Below are 15,957 nucleotides of genomic sequence, written 5' to 3'. Positions count from 1 at the left end.
TCATGAAGCAGAAGCCCGACCCGCGAGCCCCCGGCGCCCAGGCCCCCGAGATCGTCCACGGCCTGCGCGCCGGCCTCGCCGTCTTCGCCCGCCGCCCGGACGATGTCCTCGCCGTCTCCTACGGTCGCGAGGCGCGGCGCGACCTCGAGACCCTGATCCGCTGGGCCGCGGCGCGCCGTGTTCCTTGCCACGAGCTGCGCGACGACGAGCTCGAGCGGATCGCGCACACGAAAAACCACGAGGGCCTCTGTCTCCATACACGGCCGCGGGCGTGGCTCGGCACGAACGAGCTCGCGGACATGCTGGTCCGCACGCGCGGGGCGGCTATCGCGCTCGAGCGCGTGCGCAACCCCTACAACATCGGCGCGATCGTGCGGAGCGCGGCGTTTTTTGGCCTCGACGCCGCGCTCCTCGGCGCGCCCGCGCCGCACCCGGGCCTGCCGCCCGACGCCGTCCGCGTGGCCGAGGGCGGCGCCGAGCAGCTCGACTTCTCCCGGACCACGGACCTGCCCGACACCCTCGCGCGTCTGCGCGCCCGGGGCATCAAGATCGTGGGCGGCGAGAGCGACGCCGCGGCGAACGTGTTTGGCTTCGCCTTCAAGCGCCCGGTGGTCCTGGTGCTGGGCCACGAGCGCGAGGGGCTTTCCGAGCGCGCCAAGGCGCAATGCGACGCGCTCGTGGCGATCCCGGGGGCCGGGACGGTCGGGTCGCTCAACGTGTCGATCGCGGCGAGCGTGCTCCTGGCGGAGGTTGTCCGGGAGAACCTGCTCGGGAAAAACCCGTCCCCCGCGTCGCCCGGGCCCCCGGCACCTGCGGTGCAGCCTGCACGTCCGCCGGCGGGCCCGCCGCGGGGGCGTCTGCCGCGGCGACGGTAACGGGAGCGCCCCCACGAAGTCACAGCTTCATCTTGGATAGGTGCCGGTCGAGCGTATCGAGGGTCTCCTTCATAAGGCCCAGTTCGTCGCGAAGAGCACGAAATTGATCCCGAATCGTAGCAGCGAACGACTCCACGAGCACGCGTACGTTCTCGGGATCCATGCCGCTTTTGGCGGCAAGGCGCTGGAAGTCGTTCGTCGTTACATCCGTATAATACTTCGTGCGGTTCAGATTGAGCGCGAACTTTGGGTCGGTGCCAGGGTAGGCGACGGTGCAAACGAAGTCGTAGGCTGGCGATAGCCGTGCTCGCCGCCCGTCGGGGTAAACAAGCGACCAGTTCTTTAGGTGCGCATCCGAGTTCCCGCTGAGCAGGACGAAAACGAGTCGTCGGATGAACTCGGCGGCATCCTCATCTCCACAGACGGCTCGAATGACGCGGGCGAGGTTGTTGTAGCTCCAACGTTCATACTTTTCGGCGGGTGGAACGTCGAGCACTTGCGCGAAATCCTCCTGGTGGATCCGGCCAGTCGGGGTGCGATCGTAGCGACGAATCGCCAGCGCATGAAGTTCCCGGAATGAAAGTTCGGGGGGGAGCCCTTTGATATCGGCCACGGAGGTGAGTGCGAACTCTGGCACGTCGATGCCACAGGCCTTGGCCCACGTCAGCATCGCATGCTCGTTCAGGGGCACGAACGGGAAACGGTTGTCGGGCAATTTGACAATCCAATGCCCGCCCTTCCCGGATGCAGGCAACGTGAACCTATCATCGTTGCGCAGGACCGAAAACTTGAGCTGGATGCCTGCCAGTGAGAAGCGTAGGGGGGCGCCGTCGTCGACCGCGGCGTCAACGGAATGCTCGTCTCCTGATTCGGCGCCATTCGTCTCATCGTCGCTGCGCACGACGATGGCCCCAGGCAAATCCTCTCCCAGCACGGACAGTAACTCGAGTTCGCGATGGGGCTTCACTCCCGCGCGACGTGCGATGAGAGTCCGCAGAGCGCTCCCCTCTTCGGGCAAATAGTTCTGAAAGAACGGAGGAAGTCTGCTCTGCGGATTGCTATACTCCCATTGCTCATCGAGGTGGTCCTCGAACCATCGGCCCAGGACCGGCCGGTCTGCCATGGCGAGGTACGAGGGCTCGAATCGGAATGTCGTGTTGCTGCCGCGGTACAGCGCAAGTGTTCCTACGATGGTATCGTGGAGCAGAACGTCGAGGCGCATGATCAGTCGCCCTCCAGCATCGATGCAATCGATGGGGTATCGTCGGCTCCGGGTTCGGCCTTCTGGCGGAAGAAGACATCGATGAGTTCACGGAGGCTCTGGTGCCTCCGTGACAAGAACTCCTCGGGCTTGCCGACCACGAGCGCGATGCGCGCCTTCATCGTAATGGCGTGTGTCGCGAGCAGCGCCTCGTCTTCGATGTCGCGCAGGAGGCCGCGAAGCTCGCCTGGGGAGAGGTGTGGGTGGAGAAGACGGTTGGTGAGGCCCGATATGTAGGCAGGAGCGCCTTTCCGGCGCGCGACGATCATGGGAAACGCCTTGTCGGGTGTCGAAAGGAGCGTCGATAGATCGATGGTCCCGCCCGTTCGTAGATCCCTGGGTCCGAGGGCGGCCAGCGCACAGCATTGAAGACGGCTTTTTGCGACCTGTCGGTTGAAGTCGTCGAGCCGCAGCACGTCTGGATTCGGTTCAGGGGATACCAAACCGAGCAGCCGCTGCACCGAGCCTTCCTCGTCCCCGTCGCGAATACACTCCAAGTGTTGTCGGATGCTTACCGTCGCGCCTGTGAGTTGCATGGCGAGGGAGCCTCGCCAGACCCAACGTCGGAGGAGCGTGAGGCTTCGGGTGCGTGGCTCGGGAAACGAGTGAAAGAATCTAGAAAGAATCGTCAGAGGGAGCGAATACGGCAGCAACTCGCGGTGGGGGATCGCTGCATCGTGCTGGAGGAAAGCCACGGTTCTCCGCAGCGCACGTTCCGTCGCGCGCAGCGCATCGGGGACGCGCTCGGGGTCGATGCGTCGAGTAAATTCTTCGTGGAAGGGCAGGCCCTCGATGGCGCGTAGCCCATCGAGCACGTCATCCCGGCCGAGTCGGCCGAACCCGGTGCTGTCGAGGCTTCGCGCGATGTCCTCGAGTCCCGCGGGGGGCCCCTCGACCATCGAACCAAAGAGCGCCTCGAATACCTCCGGATCGGTGAGTCTCCGCCCGGTCCGGTTGATTCGATCGAAGATCGTGATGGGGACTCGGTCGTCTTCCGTTTCGACGATGTACGCGGGGGCGTGGTATTCACGGATACGTTTCCCGATCTCGATCGCTCGGTTGCGGCGATCCCGGCTCACCCCATGCTCGATCAGCCAGTCGAGCAAGCGGGCCGAGTCGAGGGCGATCGAGATGGGCATGTACCGCGGGTCCCTGGGGTCGGTACGATTGCCTTGCTTCGAGGGGCGAAGGTATGAAAAAGGCTCGCTCTCGTTGTCGAGATCGACGTGGATCGAGCGCTCGTCGCGGTCAGGGGTTCGCAGGAGCGCCTCGGCAAGCGTCGTGACCCGTTGCTGCCCGTCCACGATCCAGAGAACGTCGCTGCGCTTGGGCGCGTTCACCGTCAAGGCGCCAAGGGGAACCGTAGCTGCTGGGCCAGGTCGCTTCCAGAGGAGCAGCGTGCCGATCGGGTACCCCCGGTAGATGCTATCGAACAGTTGAAGCCGGTCGTCATCCTCCCACCGCAACCCACGTTGGAAGCGAGGCACGCGGACCTGTCCCTCCAGCACCTTTGCCAGGAGCATGTCGAGCTGGAAGGTTGTCGCCTCCGGTCGTTTTTCCAGCCTCTTGGGCTGCTGGCCGCCGTGCCGCTCGTTCATCCGATGACAAGTCTACAGCGGTTTCTCGCTCTTGGGGCCTCGGAGAGGGAAGCGGGCTTTTCACGAGAGGTCCGACCAACCCGCCTCCTCACGTCACCCCACCTTCCGCGCCCGCGTCGTCCCCAGCGTCTTCCGCACGAGGACCCGATCTCCGGCTTCCCCCACCTGGACGAACCCTGCCTGCAGGAACGTCGCGAGCGGCCCCGCCTCCTTTTCGGGCCGCGCCTTCGGCGGGTACGCGTCCACGAACGTCACGCCTTCGGCCCTCAGCGCGTTCTCGGCCTCGGCGAGCAGCACGCGGCCGAGCCCGAGCCGCTGGTAACGGGGGGCCACGAGCAGGCAGGCCACCGTGGCCACCCGCCCCGCCGTCGCGGACGCGTTCGGCCCGAAGGCCGCGAGGGCGCCGACCAGGCAGAGCGCCGCGGGAAAACCCCCGACGTACCCGGCAAAACCTTTGAGCCGCCCGGCATACATTTCGCCTTCCAGGATGTTGATCACCTCCCATGGGTCGAGCTCCGGTGGCTGTCCTGACAGACCGGGAAAAACGGCGTCCGGCACCTCGTCGAGCTCGTGCTCCAGCAGCGCCAGGCTCTCGGCCACCGTCGTGGGTTCGTCGGGGGAGACGGGAAGGACGTACGTGTCGAGCATGGGGTTTTACGGGACCGGACGACAGAGGTCCCTCAATAAGCTCCATGTCTCGAACGACCCGTTCGTCCGAAAAAAAAGTGAGACCACGAAAAATAAATCGTGCTCCGTGGGAAAACTGTAGGGCAAGCCACGGTGGATGGGATGCACGCGACGGGGATCGCGGCGGCGGGCGGGGCGCGTTATGTTTGGCTCGATGGTCCGGAAATTCGGGCTCCCCGTCCTCACGCCGAAGCCGCCGCCGCCGACGGTCGACGCCATGCGCAAGCGCCTCGGCGGGCGCGCCTCGACCGAGCCCGGGGCCGGCGACGCGGTCACGTTCACCACGCCGGGCGGCGTTCGGCTCACGGGCGTGGTCCTGTTCGTCCGGGGAGACGAGCTCGACGTGTGGGTCGACGAGAACGTGGTCCGCCGGACCCGTCGCGCCGTGGCGGCCCCGCTCGACGCCGAGCTTCCACGCGACCTCGTGGCGATCGCCGCCGACGCGCGGGTCTTCGCCAAGCTGAGCGAGGGCCAGCGGATCCGTTACCTCGACGAGGGCCGCGTGGACGAGGGCACGCTCGTCGAGAAGTGCCGCTTCGGTGCGCTCGTCGAGCGCGGCGACGGCACGATCGTCGGCCTCGGCTTCCGCAGGCTCTGGCCCGCGGACGCCACGCCCGCGCGCGAACCCTCGTAGGTCAGAGGCAGCTACAGAGCGGATCGTCGAGCGCGCACGCGCAACCCGTCGTGACCCGCGTGTTCGGTTTGCCCGGGACCGTGGCCGTGTCGTGCTTGTGCTTGTGCGGGTTCAGGCCGGCCGGCGGCTCGGGCGGCGTCGTCTTCGGCAGCGCCTCGGCCTCGGGCGAGGCGGGCGGCGTGGGTGGCGTGGGTGGCGCTTGCGCCTCGGCGGCTTCGGGCTTCACGGGCTCGTTCGTCGCGGTCGGCGCGGGCTCGCTCTTGCCGCAGGCGGCGACGAGCAGCGAGGCGCCTACGGCGAGGCGCAGCCGGGGCAAACGCCGGGCAGGCGGGGGGCTCGGCGCTTGATGGCGGAAGAGGACGTTGCCCTCCTCATCGTGCTCCACCCGCACGCAGAGCGAATGCGGCCGGGCCGAGGTGATCAGGCGATCGGCCTCGTCGGGGGTGAGCTCGGCGAGCGCGACGACCTGTTTGTCGCACGAACCGCAATGCCGCCGCGCTTCCGACCCCGTCATCGACTCCCAGCGTTCGCTGCAAGGCTCGGCGATGTGGAAGCGTCGGAGCATGGAGACGAGTGTACGCCCGTGAGCCCGAAAAGGGGAGCCTGGGCGCTACACCCCGCCGAGCCGGGCCTGCGCGAACGTCCCGAGCCCATTCACGACGACCGGGGGGATCTCGTGCGCCCCGCCGTGCGGCACCCACGTCACCCGCGCTTTCGCGGCGGTCATCATGTCCCGGAGGATCTCGGCGCGCCCGAAAGGCAGGAGCGGATCACGCCGTCCGTGCGAGATGAACGCAGCGAGCCGCTCCCCGATCGTATCGAGCCCCGCCTGCCAGCGCTCCCCGCCGAGGCGGGTCCCGGAGAGCACGGCGAGGCCGGCGAAAGGCTCGCGGAGGTGGGTCACGAGCTCGGTCGTGACCATGGCGCCCTGGGAAAACCCGCCCACGATGAGCTGATCCCGCCGCACGCCGTATTCCTTGCCGAGGATCTCGACGGTCTCCGCGAGCGCATCCCGGGCGGGCGTGAGTCCCTCGGGCACCTCGTCGAGGCGCTTCATGGCGCCGTCGATGTCGCCGCGCATGAGAAGCGCCATCAGCCGATCCATGCCGATGTCCCACCAGGCACGTCCGCGCATGCCGGGGCCGACCTCGACTTCGAGGGGGGCTTCGGGGAAGAACCAGCGGACGCCGCGGCCGGCGTCGATGACGCGGCAGAGGCTGACGAGGTCCTCCCCGGGCGCGCCGAAGCCGTGGCAGAGGAGAATGGCGGGGCCGTCGCCGCCGCCGCGGTGGTCGTCGCCGCCACGAACGTGGACGCGGAGGGGGCCGATGGTGCGGGGTTCCATGGGGGGAGGACGGTAGCAGGATTTCGAGGGGGTGCGGTGGGTGGGCGAAGGGAGGGCGCGTGGCGCGGGACAGGAAGAGTGGCGATATCGGCGGGAGGACGCTGGGGCGGCATCCCTGGGCAAACGGTCTCCGATTCCAGGCCGAGCTTGTGCCAGCGGCGGAGGGGTGGCATGTTACGGGGAGACGCCGGGCGAGGGAAAAACGCGTGGAAAAGCGAATGTTGAAGCAGCCCGAAGCGGCGCTCGATGTGGTCAGCAGGGACCTGGCCCCTTGGAAGACTCCGCCCTCTTGCCCCAAGCGTCCCATCCGCTCAAGGACGCCATCCACGGCGTAAAAGCCATGCGCGCAGCCGAACGCGCCCCTCGTCACGTCGCTGATGGGCGCTTGTACAGGACAATCGATCGATGACCATCAAGAATGAAACTGTGAAGCAGCGAAAATTCCTGAAGTCGATGATCGACGACAGCTACTACCCGAAGCACCTCGTCGAGAAGGGCCAGCGGCTCCTCGTGGCGCTCGCGGAGCGAATCGAGACGGAGGCGCCCAAGGGGAACGCGGTCTACGCGCTCACGCACGCCACGACCGAGGCGTTCAACGATCTCCAGGAGGAGTTTTTCGAGGCGGAGAGCGAGATCGAGACGATGGCGCGCGAGGCCATCGCGGAGGACATCGGCTTCCTCCTCGGCGCCTACGGCTACGAATTCGACATCGAGGAGGCCATCGCGCCGCGGGATTGGTGACGCTCGCCATGATGGGCGTCCAGGTGCAGATCGTTCGATTTCCGCTCGGCTGTCCGTGGTAACGACCACCACAAGTTTGCAGGGGCGGCGGACCTGCTTATCAAACCGTTATCCAGCATTCTCCGACGCAAGGAGCGCCACGAGCATGGCAATGACTCTTCAGGATGCCCTCGCGCAGTTGAAATCTCTCGGTCATGAGACGGTCCGTGCGCAAAACAGAAAACGTGGCGCAGGGGACCATCAGTTCGGCGTCCGTCTTGGTGACATACGGAAGCTTGCCGCGAAGGACAAGACCAACCACCCGTTGGCCATCGCTCTCTGGGACACCGGGAACATCGATGCCCGGCTCCTGGCAATCCTTCTGCTCAAGCCCAAAAACCTGTCTCGCGACGAGATGGAGCGGATGGTGCGATCCGTCGACTTCGTGCAAGTCGCGGACTGGCTGAATTCCTATGTCGTCAAGAACCATCCCGACAAGGAGTCTCTTCGCCAAGCATGGATGCAAGAGGATGACCCCTGGGCCGCCCGCGCCGGCTGGAGCCTGACGTCGGAGCGCATCGCCAAACGTCCGGATGGGCTCGATCTGCCAGCGCTTCTGGACCGCATCGAGTCCGAAATGGGGAACGCTGTTTCGGAAGTACAATGGACGATGAACTCCTGTCTTGCAGGGATCGGCATCCACTTCCCCAAGCATCGCAAGCGCGCCATCGCCATCGGCGAAAAACTGGGAATCTATCGCGATTATCCGGTCTCCAAGGGTTGCACCTCTCCGTTCGCCCCCATCTGGATCAACGAAATGGTGCGTCGGCAAAGTTGACCCCTCCACCGCCCATTTCCAGCCCGAGCGTACCACTTTCCGTTCGGTCCCGACCCGTTTTCCGTTGATCACCCCCGCATACCGGAGGACGCTTCCCCTCGGAGCAACTCCCCATGCCCGACCCCATTCTCCTCCGCTTTCGCGCGACTCCGGGTGAAAACGTCGACGTGCCGGTCGTCCTCGCCGGCGCTGGAAAAGAGGCGGCCGAAAGCTGGGAGGACGCGCGGCGCACGCCGGGCGTGCACGTCCTTCTTGCAGGGGATCGTGATTACGTCGTGAGCGTCGCGCCTCCCGTGTCGGAGGCGACGATTCAGATGGTGGTGGCACACCGGGAGAAGAGCGCGCGGCTCGTGTTCCCCGGACGATCGCCCGTGCGGCGCAGGATCGCCGATGTCGCCGTCGTGCCGGCGGGGCAGGCCAAGCCGATCGGGCCCGATGCCACGTCCGTCGCCCTCGCGGCGGCCCTCGATTTGACGGCCGGGCGCGAAGGCGCGCCGTCGTTATGGCTCTTGCCCGACGGATCGTTCGCCGTCGAGCCAGGGCCGCCGCCACATGGCCTCGACGCGGGCCCCGCGCTCGTCCGCGCCGCGCGCTGGGTCTCGTCCCGCCGCACCACGACGTTCGAGCGCCTCTTCCCGCCGAGTGCGTTTCACCCCGACGAACCCTTGCGCCCCGAGCGGCTCACCGCAGCGCAGGCCGAAGGGCTGCTCACCCAGGCCCGAAGCGCGCTCGCCGCGGCAGGGGCGACCACCGATGATGCACGAAAAGATCCAACCGCGGCGGCGCAGATTCGATCGGCCGCGCTCACCGTGCTCTCGCACCTCGTAGCCACGGCGCTCCGGGATCCGGAGTTCCGCGCCGCGGCGGACCAGGCCGCAGCCCTGATGTTCGCGCTCGTCGCCAGCGAGACCGGGCCCGCGGCCGTGCCCGCGCTCCGGGCGCACGCGATTCAGCTCCTCTCGATGCGCGCGCCGGCGCTCACGGCGGCCGACCGGGAACTCGCGCGGAGCCTCGTCCGGAGCCTCGTGCGCGAGGCGCCGCCCTACGACACGCTCCCCGGCCCGTGGCGGTTCGCGATGTGCTCGGCCCGCGATTTCCATGAGGGCGAGGTCGACATCTTCATCGATCGCTACGACTTCCGCGAAATCCCAGCGCCCGAGGGGTCACCGGTGCCGCCCAAATACGGGACGTATCGTGTCCTCGAAGCGCCGTTCCGCACCCCGAGTGGTGATCCGGTCTGGCTCTATGCCCGCGCCGCGCGGCCCGACGACGAGAACCTCGAAATGGCCGACGCGGCGTTCGTCGGGGTCTTCATCAACCGGCACGCCCAGCTCGGCGCCTACGACATGCGCGCCGCCACGGCGACCGCACGCCAGGCCGGCTACAAGATCATGATGAACGCGCAATGTGCCGGGTTGACAACCCGTTTCGCCATCGCGCGCACGTTCCCCGACGCCGACATCTATTCGTCCTGGGACAGCACTTACTTCCGCACCGGCGGGCCCGGCGGCAAGATGAACGCGTCCGAGGGCGTCGATTGTTTCGTCGAGCTCCTCCGCGGCATGTGCGCCAAGGAGACCCACGCCCAGATCGAGGCCCGCATGCGGCGCGTGCAATGGCACCACGCGCAGGCGAGCTTCCCCGGCTTCTCGCAGTTCATCGGGCCCGGCAATCCCCTCGTCGTCGCGCGCTTCCAGGACGTCAACCGCGACGGCCGCGCCGATCTCTACGACGGCTTCCTCGACCTCACGATCGCCGAGCTCGCCGAGGACCTGCGCGCCTCGCTCACGCCCCGGGATCCAGGCGTCGCGCCTTCGCAGATCGGCGGCGAGGCGGCCACCGGGCTCGGCTGGGCCGCGGGCAGCATGAACCGCGTCACCCAATACTCGGATCTCTGGGCGGGTTTGCCCGGACAGAGCGAGCTCTTTTACGTCTTCCATGCGGGCGGCTTTTACGATCGCGGCGAGCCGCCGGCCGACGTGCCCGGCGGGTTGCCCGGCGAGCGGCTCGGGGCCTTGCCGGCCGTTTGTCGGTACGTGCGCGGCACCGAAGGACCTGCGGGCATGCAGGCGGACGTGATGATGCACGCCCACCTGAGCCACGCGGGCAAGGAGATCAAGCGCTTGCTCTGCGCGGCCGACGCGATGTGGCGCGCCTTCGACACGGGCCTGCTCGACGGCCCGCCCATGCACACGCCCGCGGGCAAGCGCGCCGCCGTCCTGCTCATGCTGGCCGGGTTGCTCGAGTTCCCCGCCGACCAGAACTTCGTCGACGGCCTCTGGTCCATGGCGCTCGAAGCCCTGCGATTCCCGTCGATCTCGAGGTCGCTCGTCCGCGGGTGCATCACGGACGCGGACCACGACGCGTCGAACTACTACGGTTCGCGCCGGGGGCTCGTGCAGCTTCTGGAGGATCTCGGGAGATCGGATCCGCTCGCGCACGCGGTGCTCGCGTCGGAGGATCCGAAGGTGGGACGGGCGAAGGAGATCTAGCCTCTACAGCTTCGTTCCAGGCCTCTTGCCCGACGGCAGCGCCTTGCCGCCGGGGCCGCCGAGCACGCTGTCGGGCGGCGTCGGGGCCATGTCCTGCAGGTCGTCGGGGTCGAGCGGGCCGTAGGCCTTGCTGCCGATCTTGAAGAAGACGCGGCGCATCTTGTCGCTGAGCTGGTCGAACGCGCGCGCGGCCATGACGTCGTAGACGCGGCCCTCGCTCGGCCCGCCGCCGATGCCGTACATCGGGTTCGTGTAGTCGACCGTGAAGTGGTCCGGCGGCTGTACGGGCAGGTCGAACTCGAGTTTGTCCGCCTCGCCCGGGATCTTCATGACGACGTGGAAGTCGACCACGATGCCGACGAACTTGCGGTCGCCCTTGTCCTCCGTGAAGAAATCACCGGCCCAGCCAACCTCGTAACGCACCTCGATCGTCGGCGCCTCGACGGTGCTCGCCTCGGGGTCCTTCCCGATCTTGCCGTCGCGCGCGTCGAGCGAGTCGAGCGCCGCGCGCATGTCGGCGATGCTCTTGCTGCTGGCGGCGTCACGCAGCCGATCGTAAGGGTCGCGATCGTCCTTCGGCTGCACCGCGAGGGGCTTGCCGTCGGGGCCGATGCGCGGGCCTTGCTTCAGCGCCATCACGTCCGCCGGGAAGACCTTCTCGAAGCCCTGCTGCAGGCTACGCACGATCTCGGCCTCGCGCTGTACGCCCACCTTCTCGCCGAAATGCGGGGCCACGGCGACGATGTTGCCGCCGCCTGCGATCTCGCCGCCGAGCTTGCTCCGGAGCAGCTCGTCGACCTTGTCGAGCTTCTCCGTCGAAGGCGCCTCGAAGCGCGCCTCGACGCGGGCCGTGTCGTTTTTCTCGAGGTACGCGAGCAGCTTCTCCATGAACGGCAGGAGCTTCGGATCGTCGATCGAAGCCTGCTCGCGGAACTCGCCGAGCGTCTTCGTGAAGAGCGCGTGGATCTCGTCGCGCGCCTCCTGTTCGACCACCGACTTCGGGTATTTCTTGAGGAACTCGCGCAGCGCCGTGACCGAGCCCTTCTTCTTGGCCCCGCGCAGCGCCGCGCGCGGCAGGTGCTCGTCGCGCGCCTCGTCGAGGTGGCGCTTGCCCTTGCGGACGTAGTGCTCCCACTCGTACTCGTCATCGAGCCGCATCGCGGTCGCGAACATCGCCTCGTCGCTCGCGACGTTGCGCAAGTGCCACGTCGGTAGGGCGAGCAAGGCCGCGATGGCCGCGGAGACGCCGAGGATCGTGCCCTTCGCGAAGAGCGCGCCGATCGATTGCGCAGCAGGCTGCTGCATGTCCTCGTCCCGCGGCGCCTGCACGGCCCAGGTGTCCTTGACGCGCACCTCGAAGAGCGGATCGAGCTTGAGAAGCGTGTCGAGGTCACGCGCCTGCGCGGCCTCGCGGATCTGGCGCTGCGAGTCGCCGAGCTGCCGGAGGACCTCCTCCGCGCGCTCCTTGCCGTGAATCGTGAACGACTCGGTGAGGCCCCCCTCGAACGTGAAGGTGAGCGTCGTGCCGTTGTAAATGCCGTTCGTGTGCTGATGGACGCCGCGGAAATCCACGAGCGTGCTCATCGGCACGATGCGCAGGACGCGGTCCTCGGCGTTGATGAAGTCCATCGGGAAGAGGAAGCGCCCGGGCTTGTACGGCAGCGCCGAGCCGAGGCGGACGCGACGAACCAGGAACAGGATCGACAGGAAGACGATCGCCGTGCCGAGGAAGTAAACGAACATGAGCGGCATGGACTGGAGCGTCCGGCCGAACTCGTAGAGCAGCGTGCCGACCACCAGAATGAAGCCGAGGAGCGCGAGGATGAACCACCCCGCGATGGCCGCGCCTTGCGAGGGCACGCTCGACAAAAGGGGGTACGGGGACGACTGGTGCTGCATGCAGCTGATGAGCCGCTCCCGCACCTCCCTCGGCAATGCATTGAAATCGACGCGCTTGGCCTCTGCCATGGCGACCTCCGAACGGAAGCCGCGAGCCGAGCGACCTCCCGAGCCGAGCACGATACGCGAGGCCCTCTCCGCATGTCTACGGGAGGCGCGTTTTCCGCGGGGGCTCGTGGGAAATCACGCGTCGACGGATTTCGCCGGTGCTCGTCAGCGCACCACGCTGCGCGCGGAGAGCATCTCGTGCTCGACCTTGACGAGCTTGTTGTAGACGCCGATCAGCAGCAGCGACGGCACCCACTGCCCGACGAAGTTCGCGAGCTCGAGGCGCTTCGAGTAACCGAAGCGACGCTGCGGGCGCGCCGAGGCCGCGAGGCTGGCCGAGATCAACATCGACCCGAACGCGAGGCCGAGGTACGCGATCGAGGGCAGGCGCGAGGTCTGGCGCTCGATGAGCTGCGTCGTCTTGCCCTCGTTCTTGTTCAAGGTGGAGGTCATGCCCTGCGTGGAGACGTCGAACGACTGATCCATGGATTCCTCCCGGGGCCCTGGTCCGACGACGACAGGCCCGCGCCGGCCGACGCTTGCGACGATCACGCCAACAGAGGAAGCGTGCAGGGGAGGAGCGGCGAGGCGGGCTCGTCGCCGTCGGCCCGCACGCCGAACAGCGCGACGAGCAGGGGCGCGGGGGCGGCTTTCAAGCGCGGGCTTGCCGGGCCTGGCGAACTCGGGTGATGATGGCCGGACGTCATGAGCCATCAGGGCCCGTACTTCATCCCCTCCGGCGCTCCCCCCGGGACGCCTCTTTTGATGGAGGAGGAGCGTCCGCCGGAGGGGGTGTATTACTTTCGTATCTATGCGGTGCTGATGATGCTCATGCTCTTCGGCATGTTCGGGACGGGGCTTTACCTGATGCTCGGGCCGCTCATGCGGGGTGTGTCCGGATCGTCCGCGACCGGGGAATGGGTGATGGGGCTCTTCATGACGGGCCTCTCCTTCCTCGTCATCATCCCGCACGCGATCGTTCTCTTCGCCGGCAGGGCGCGGTGGGCCTACACGCTGGGGATCGTCCTGATCGGGCTGAACATGCTGTGGAACACGTGCTGTTTGCCCATCACGATCCCCCTGCTCGTCGTCTGGATGAAGCCCGAGACGAAGCGCTGGTACGGCATGACCTGAGCGGACATCACCGGCGCGCTCGGCGCCGCGTACCCCCGTTCTCCCTGTCAAACGCGTTTCGCCGCTGACGTATTCGCGTGCAGCGTGCGCCCGGCGCGGGAGGTGCACGCATGCGCCCGCCACGGGGGATCGATATGAAGGCGATCATGCTGGCGATCGTGCTCGGGCTCGTGCTGCTCGGGTGCGCCGCGAATGTCCAAAAGCCGGCCCGGGAAGCGACGCTGGGCGCGATTTCGGCCCTGGAGACGCCGCCCGAGGATGCCGAGCTCGCCCGCAAGATGGGGCTCTTGCTCGATCGCTTCCTGACGAACGCGCTCGCCGCCGGGCCGCCCCCAGGCCTCGAAGCGATCTCCGCGAACGTGATGCAAGGGGCGATGCGAGGGCTCACGGCGACCGTGCCCGAGCAGCGATGGATCGTGCGCCACCTCGTCACGGAGTCCTTGCGCACGGCGGTCGACACCGTGATGGACGAGCGCGGTCCCATCAACCGGGCGGCCGCGAGGGCCGGCGAGCAGGCGGCGATGGGGCTCGTGCGAGGCATGAACAGACGGGAAAACGAGGCGACGTCGCTCGTCGGCGAGGTCTCGGGCGAGATGGGCCGGTCGCTCACGCGGGCCATGGGCGGCGAGATCGCGGGCTGGTTCGGCCCGGATGCCGAGGGGCCGCTCGCGGACGCGATGGCGGCGGCGGCCGAGCGCGCGGCCGGGGCGGCGGTGCGCGGCGCCCTCGCCGCGGCGAAGGACGAGCTCGCGCAGTGTCCGTCGAGGGCGGGTGAGCCTTGCGTGAACGACGTCGTGGCCTCGCTGAGCCGCTCGGCCGCGCGCGGAGCGAGCGAGGGGTTCCGGCGGGAGCTCGAGCCTTTGCCGATCGGAATTGCGTTCGCCGTGGGCCTCGCGGTGGCGGTGCTCGGGATCCGGCTCCTGCGCGAGTGGCGCTCGCGGAAGCGTCCGACGGCCTGAACGCCTGAAGCCGCGCGCCCGCTTCGATCTTGCCATGTGGGGCGGGATGAGGAACAAGGGCCTCGTTGGAGGAGCGGGAGACATTGCTGCGGAGCGAGGAGGGCACGATCGTGGCCGAGAGCCCGCTCGTGCTCGTCTGCGACTGCCCCGGGGGTTTTGCCGATACGCTGGTAAAGCTCTACGCGCCGTTCGCGCTCGTCGCCTCGATCCTCGTCTCGGTCATCGTCGGGCTCCGCGCGGCGCCTTTCCCCATCCTGTTCGTCGCGATCCTCTGGACGACCGCCGCCGCGATCGGCAATCGCATCGCGCGGCGGAGCGCGCGCAAGCACGGGCGTTTCCGGATCGACCTCGAGCGCGGCGAGATCGTGCAGGAGGGCCGTGGTTTTTCCCGGACGCTCGACGCGCGGGAGCTCGACCACGCGGCAACGCCCGTGGTGGCAGGGGTCGAAGGGGAATCGACCGAGCCGGGCTTCGAGCCGCGTTGGCTCGTCCTTACAATGAAAAACGGCGAAGAGCTACGGCTCGGCAAAGGTCCGGCGCACGCGCTCCGCCCCGTGGTGGTTTTCCTGCGGGAAGCGGGGGTGCCGGTGAAGGGCCCCCGAGGCTGAGCGAAACATCTCGATTGTCGGTGGATCGCACGTCCTGTAGCATGGGTGCTGTCCCACATGCTTATCCTTCTGCGCCGGATCACGCCCTTGCTTTTGCTCGCGACGACGGCGGCTTGTGAAGAGCCGCCTGCGCCGTGCCACGTCTCCTCCGCTCCTTACTTTGCGCGGTACCGGGTGCTCTCGCAGAGCGGCGCCTGTAACGCCCGCATCGGCGAGGAAGTGGGGATCGAGGTGTATCCCGCGGGAAGCCAGAAGGGGTCGGATCCGAGCCTGCCGACCATCGCCGTGCAATCGGATTTCCTGGGCCGCGCGCGGCAGGAAGCGATGGCCTCCGGGAGCGACCTCGGGGGGCAGCGGTCGTATGCGATCGGGCCCTTCATGGAGGTCGCGGACGCGGACGGGATCTGCCGCGCGGGGGACCTCGCGCCGGCGGAGATCACGTTTCCTCCGCATGTTTTTTTCGACGACCTGGGCATGCCCTTCGAGGTGCCGGGCGCGCACCTGCGCGAGACCTGGAGGGACGTCCGGATGCACGTCACCCACAGCATGCCGGGCCTGCGATTCGCCGCGGAGCTCACGATGGAGAACCTCACGGAGGGGTGCAAGGTGACGTACGAGGTCTCGGCGCTCTCGCCGTCGGTCGGCTGTGGCGGCCTCGACTTCGAGTTCCCCGCGCCGGACGACGAAGATTGCTCGCCCGCGCCGGATCCGAGCGCGGGGAACTTGATCGGCTCCGGGATCGACCCGCGCATCCCGACGCGTTGTGATTCGGGCACGCTCCATTGCGTGCTCGTGGGCTCCCCGCTGGATCCGCTTTGATCCGTTCGGCGCGACGAACGTCTGGAGAACGAAACGTGGT

General features: G+C 67.7%; 16 protein-coding genes. 9 read left to right on the top strand and 7 right to left on the bottom strand.

Going from position 1 to position 15,957, the window contains the following annotated elements; translation table 11 throughout:
• The first annotated feature begins 2 nt into the window (after positions 1–2).
• Positions 3–875: a TrmH family RNA methyltransferase gene (locus tag QHF89_RS42905; protein ID WP_136972288.1), complete on the top strand. Its 873-nt coding sequence runs from the start codon at positions 3–5 to the stop codon at positions 873–875.
• Between the two features lie 19 nt (positions 876–894).
• Here the strand turns inward: QHF89_RS42905 and QHF89_RS42900 are convergent, their stop codons facing one another.
• The 3 genes from QHF89_RS42900 to QHF89_RS42890 form a co-directional block, all read right to left on the bottom strand.
• Positions 895–2,097 (bottom strand): type II toxin-antitoxin system HipA family toxin, encoded by a 1,203-nt coding sequence (locus QHF89_RS42900; protein WP_136972289.1) that lies wholly within the window; start codon positions 2,095–2,097, stop codon positions 895–897.
• A 2-nt stretch (positions 2,098–2,099) separates the two neighbouring features.
• Positions 2,100–3,734: a DUF262 domain-containing protein gene (locus QHF89_RS42895; protein ID WP_136972290.1), complete on the bottom strand. Its 1,635-nt coding sequence runs from the start codon at positions 3,732–3,734 to the stop codon at positions 2,100–2,102.
• Positions 3,735–3,827: 93 nt separating this feature from the next.
• Positions 3,828–4,382 carry a GNAT family N-acetyltransferase gene (locus QHF89_RS42890; protein WP_136972291.1) on the bottom strand — a complete coding sequence of 185 codons (555 nt, stop codon included), beginning with the start codon at positions 4,380–4,382 and terminating at the stop codon, positions 3,828–3,830.
• Positions 4,383–4,575: 193 nt separating this feature from the next.
• Here QHF89_RS42890 and QHF89_RS42885 point away from each other — a divergent pair, with 193 nt between their 5' ends.
• Complete coding sequence (locus tag QHF89_RS42885) at positions 4,576–5,055, top strand: hypothetical protein (protein WP_136972292.1); 480 nt, start codon at positions 4,576–4,578, stop codon at positions 5,053–5,055.
• Position 5,056: 1 nt separating this feature from the next.
• Here the strand turns inward: QHF89_RS42885 and QHF89_RS42880 are convergent, their stop codons facing one another.
• Entirely contained in the window at positions 5,057–5,620 is a 564-nt protein-coding gene (locus tag QHF89_RS42880) for a hypothetical protein (RefSeq protein ID WP_211365342.1), read from the bottom strand.
• Positions 5,621–5,665: 45 nt separating this feature from the next.
• Positions 5,666–6,400, bottom strand: a complete 735-nt coding sequence (locus tag QHF89_RS42875) for an alpha/beta hydrolase (RefSeq protein WP_136972293.1) — start codon at positions 6,398–6,400, stop codon at positions 5,666–5,668.
• Positions 6,401–6,805: 405 nt separating this feature from the next.
• On the opposite strand from QHF89_RS42875, the gene QHF89_RS42870 reads away from it, so the two are divergent.
• From QHF89_RS42870 to QHF89_RS42860, 3 genes are all read left to right on the top strand, one after another.
• Complete coding sequence (locus QHF89_RS42870; RefSeq protein ID WP_136972294.1) at positions 6,806–7,141, top strand: DUF5713 family protein; 336 nt, start codon at positions 6,806–6,808, stop codon at positions 7,139–7,141.
• Between the two features lie 151 nt (positions 7,142–7,292).
• Positions 7,293–7,958 carry a DNA alkylation repair protein gene (locus QHF89_RS42865; RefSeq protein WP_136972328.1) on the top strand — a complete coding sequence of 222 codons (666 nt, stop codon included), beginning with the start codon at positions 7,293–7,295 and terminating at the stop codon, positions 7,956–7,958.
• Positions 7,959–8,071: 113 nt separating this feature from the next.
• A complete protein-coding gene (locus QHF89_RS42860) occupies positions 8,072–10,450 on the top strand; it encodes a hypothetical protein (protein ID WP_136972295.1) in 2,379 nt (792 codons plus the stop codon).
• A 3-nt stretch (positions 10,451–10,453) separates the two neighbouring features.
• Here QHF89_RS42860 and QHF89_RS42855 read toward each other — a convergent pair whose 3' ends face one another.
• A complete protein-coding gene (locus tag QHF89_RS42855; protein ID WP_136972296.1) occupies positions 10,454–12,418 on the bottom strand; it encodes a hypothetical protein in 1,965 nt (654 codons plus the stop codon).
• Between the two features lie 144 nt (positions 12,419–12,562).
• Positions 12,563–12,883 carry a hypothetical protein gene (locus QHF89_RS42850; RefSeq protein ID WP_232379514.1) on the bottom strand — a complete coding sequence of 107 codons (321 nt, stop codon included), beginning with the start codon at positions 12,881–12,883 and terminating at the stop codon, positions 12,563–12,565.
• A 219-nt stretch (positions 12,884–13,102) separates the two neighbouring features.
• On the opposite strand from QHF89_RS42850, the gene QHF89_RS42845 reads away from it, so the two are divergent.
• The 4 genes from QHF89_RS42845 to QHF89_RS42830 all read left to right on the top strand — a co-directional run bounded on the left by QHF89_RS42845 (position 13,103) and on the right by QHF89_RS42830 (position 15,917).
• Positions 13,103–13,531 (top strand): hypothetical protein, encoded by a 429-nt coding sequence (locus tag QHF89_RS42845; RefSeq protein WP_136929080.1) that lies wholly within the window; start codon positions 13,103–13,105, stop codon positions 13,529–13,531.
• A gap of 110 nt (positions 13,532–13,641) precedes the next feature.
• Positions 13,642–14,490 carry a hypothetical protein gene (locus QHF89_RS42840; RefSeq protein WP_136972297.1) on the top strand — a complete coding sequence of 283 codons (849 nt, stop codon included), beginning with the start codon at positions 13,642–13,644 and terminating at the stop codon, positions 14,488–14,490.
• Between the two features lie 83 nt (positions 14,491–14,573).
• Positions 14,574–15,098, top strand: a complete 525-nt coding sequence (locus tag QHF89_RS42835; protein ID WP_284721674.1) for a hypothetical protein — start codon at positions 14,574–14,576, stop codon at positions 15,096–15,098.
• Positions 15,099–15,155: 57 nt separating this feature from the next.
• A complete protein-coding gene (locus tag QHF89_RS42830; RefSeq protein ID WP_136972299.1) occupies positions 15,156–15,917 on the top strand; it encodes a hypothetical protein in 762 nt (253 codons plus the stop codon).
• Positions 15,918–15,957: the final 40 nt, after the last annotated feature.

The sequence above is a fragment of the Polyangium sorediatum genome, assembly GCF_029946465.1.
GTDB classification, from domain to species: Bacteria; Myxococcota_A; Polyangia; order Polyangiales; family Polyangiaceae; genus Polyangium; species Polyangium fumosum.
Note: the sequence above shows the minus strand (reverse complement) of the source record. Positions and strands in the feature narration are given on the sequence as shown.

Coding starts and splice junctions, on each gene's coding strand:
- QHF89_RS42870 (WP_136972294.1), top strand. CDS start 6,806: ATGACCATCAAGAATGAAACTGTGAAGCAGCGAAAATTCCTGAAGTCG.
- QHF89_RS42890 (WP_136972291.1), bottom strand. CDS start 4,382: ATGCTCGACACGTACGTCCTTCCCGTCTCCCCCGACGAACCCACGACG.
- QHF89_RS42845 (WP_136929080.1), top strand. CDS start 13,103: ATGAGCCATCAGGGCCCGTACTTCATCCCCTCCGGCGCTCCCCCCGGG.
- QHF89_RS42855 (WP_136972296.1), bottom strand. CDS start 12,418: ATGGCAGAGGCCAAGCGCGTCGATTTCAATGCATTGCCGAGGGAGGTG.
- QHF89_RS42895 (WP_136972290.1), bottom strand. CDS start 3,734: ATGAACGAGCGGCACGGCGGCCAGCAGCCCAAGAGGCTGGAAAAACGA.
- QHF89_RS42860 (WP_136972295.1), top strand. CDS start 8,072: ATGCCCGACCCCATTCTCCTCCGCTTTCGCGCGACTCCGGGTGAAAAC.
- QHF89_RS42875 (WP_136972293.1), bottom strand. CDS start 6,400: ATGGAACCCCGCACCATCGGCCCCCTCCGCGTCCACGTTCGTGGCGGC.
- QHF89_RS42840 (WP_136972297.1), top strand. CDS start 13,642: ATGCGCCCGCCACGGGGGATCGATATGAAGGCGATCATGCTGGCGATC.
- QHF89_RS42880 (WP_211365342.1), bottom strand. CDS start 5,620: ATGCTCCGACGCTTCCACATCGCCGAGCCTTGCAGCGAACGCTGGGAG.
- QHF89_RS42865 (WP_136972328.1), top strand. CDS start 7,293: ATGACTCTTCAGGATGCCCTCGCGCAGTTGAAATCTCTCGGTCATGAG.
- QHF89_RS42900 (WP_136972289.1), bottom strand. CDS start 2,097: ATGCGCCTCGACGTTCTGCTCCACGATACCATCGTAGGAACACTTGCG.
- QHF89_RS42885 (WP_136972292.1), top strand. CDS start 4,576: ATGGTCCGGAAATTCGGGCTCCCCGTCCTCACGCCGAAGCCGCCGCCG.
- QHF89_RS42905 (WP_136972288.1), top strand. CDS start 3: ATGAAGCAGAAGCCCGACCCGCGAGCCCCCGGCGCCCAGGCCCCCGAG.
- QHF89_RS42850 (WP_232379514.1), bottom strand. CDS start 12,883: ATGGATCAGTCGTTCGACGTCTCCACGCAGGGCATGACCTCCACCTTG.
- QHF89_RS42830 (WP_136972299.1), top strand. CDS start 15,156: ATGCTTATCCTTCTGCGCCGGATCACGCCCTTGCTTTTGCTCGCGACG.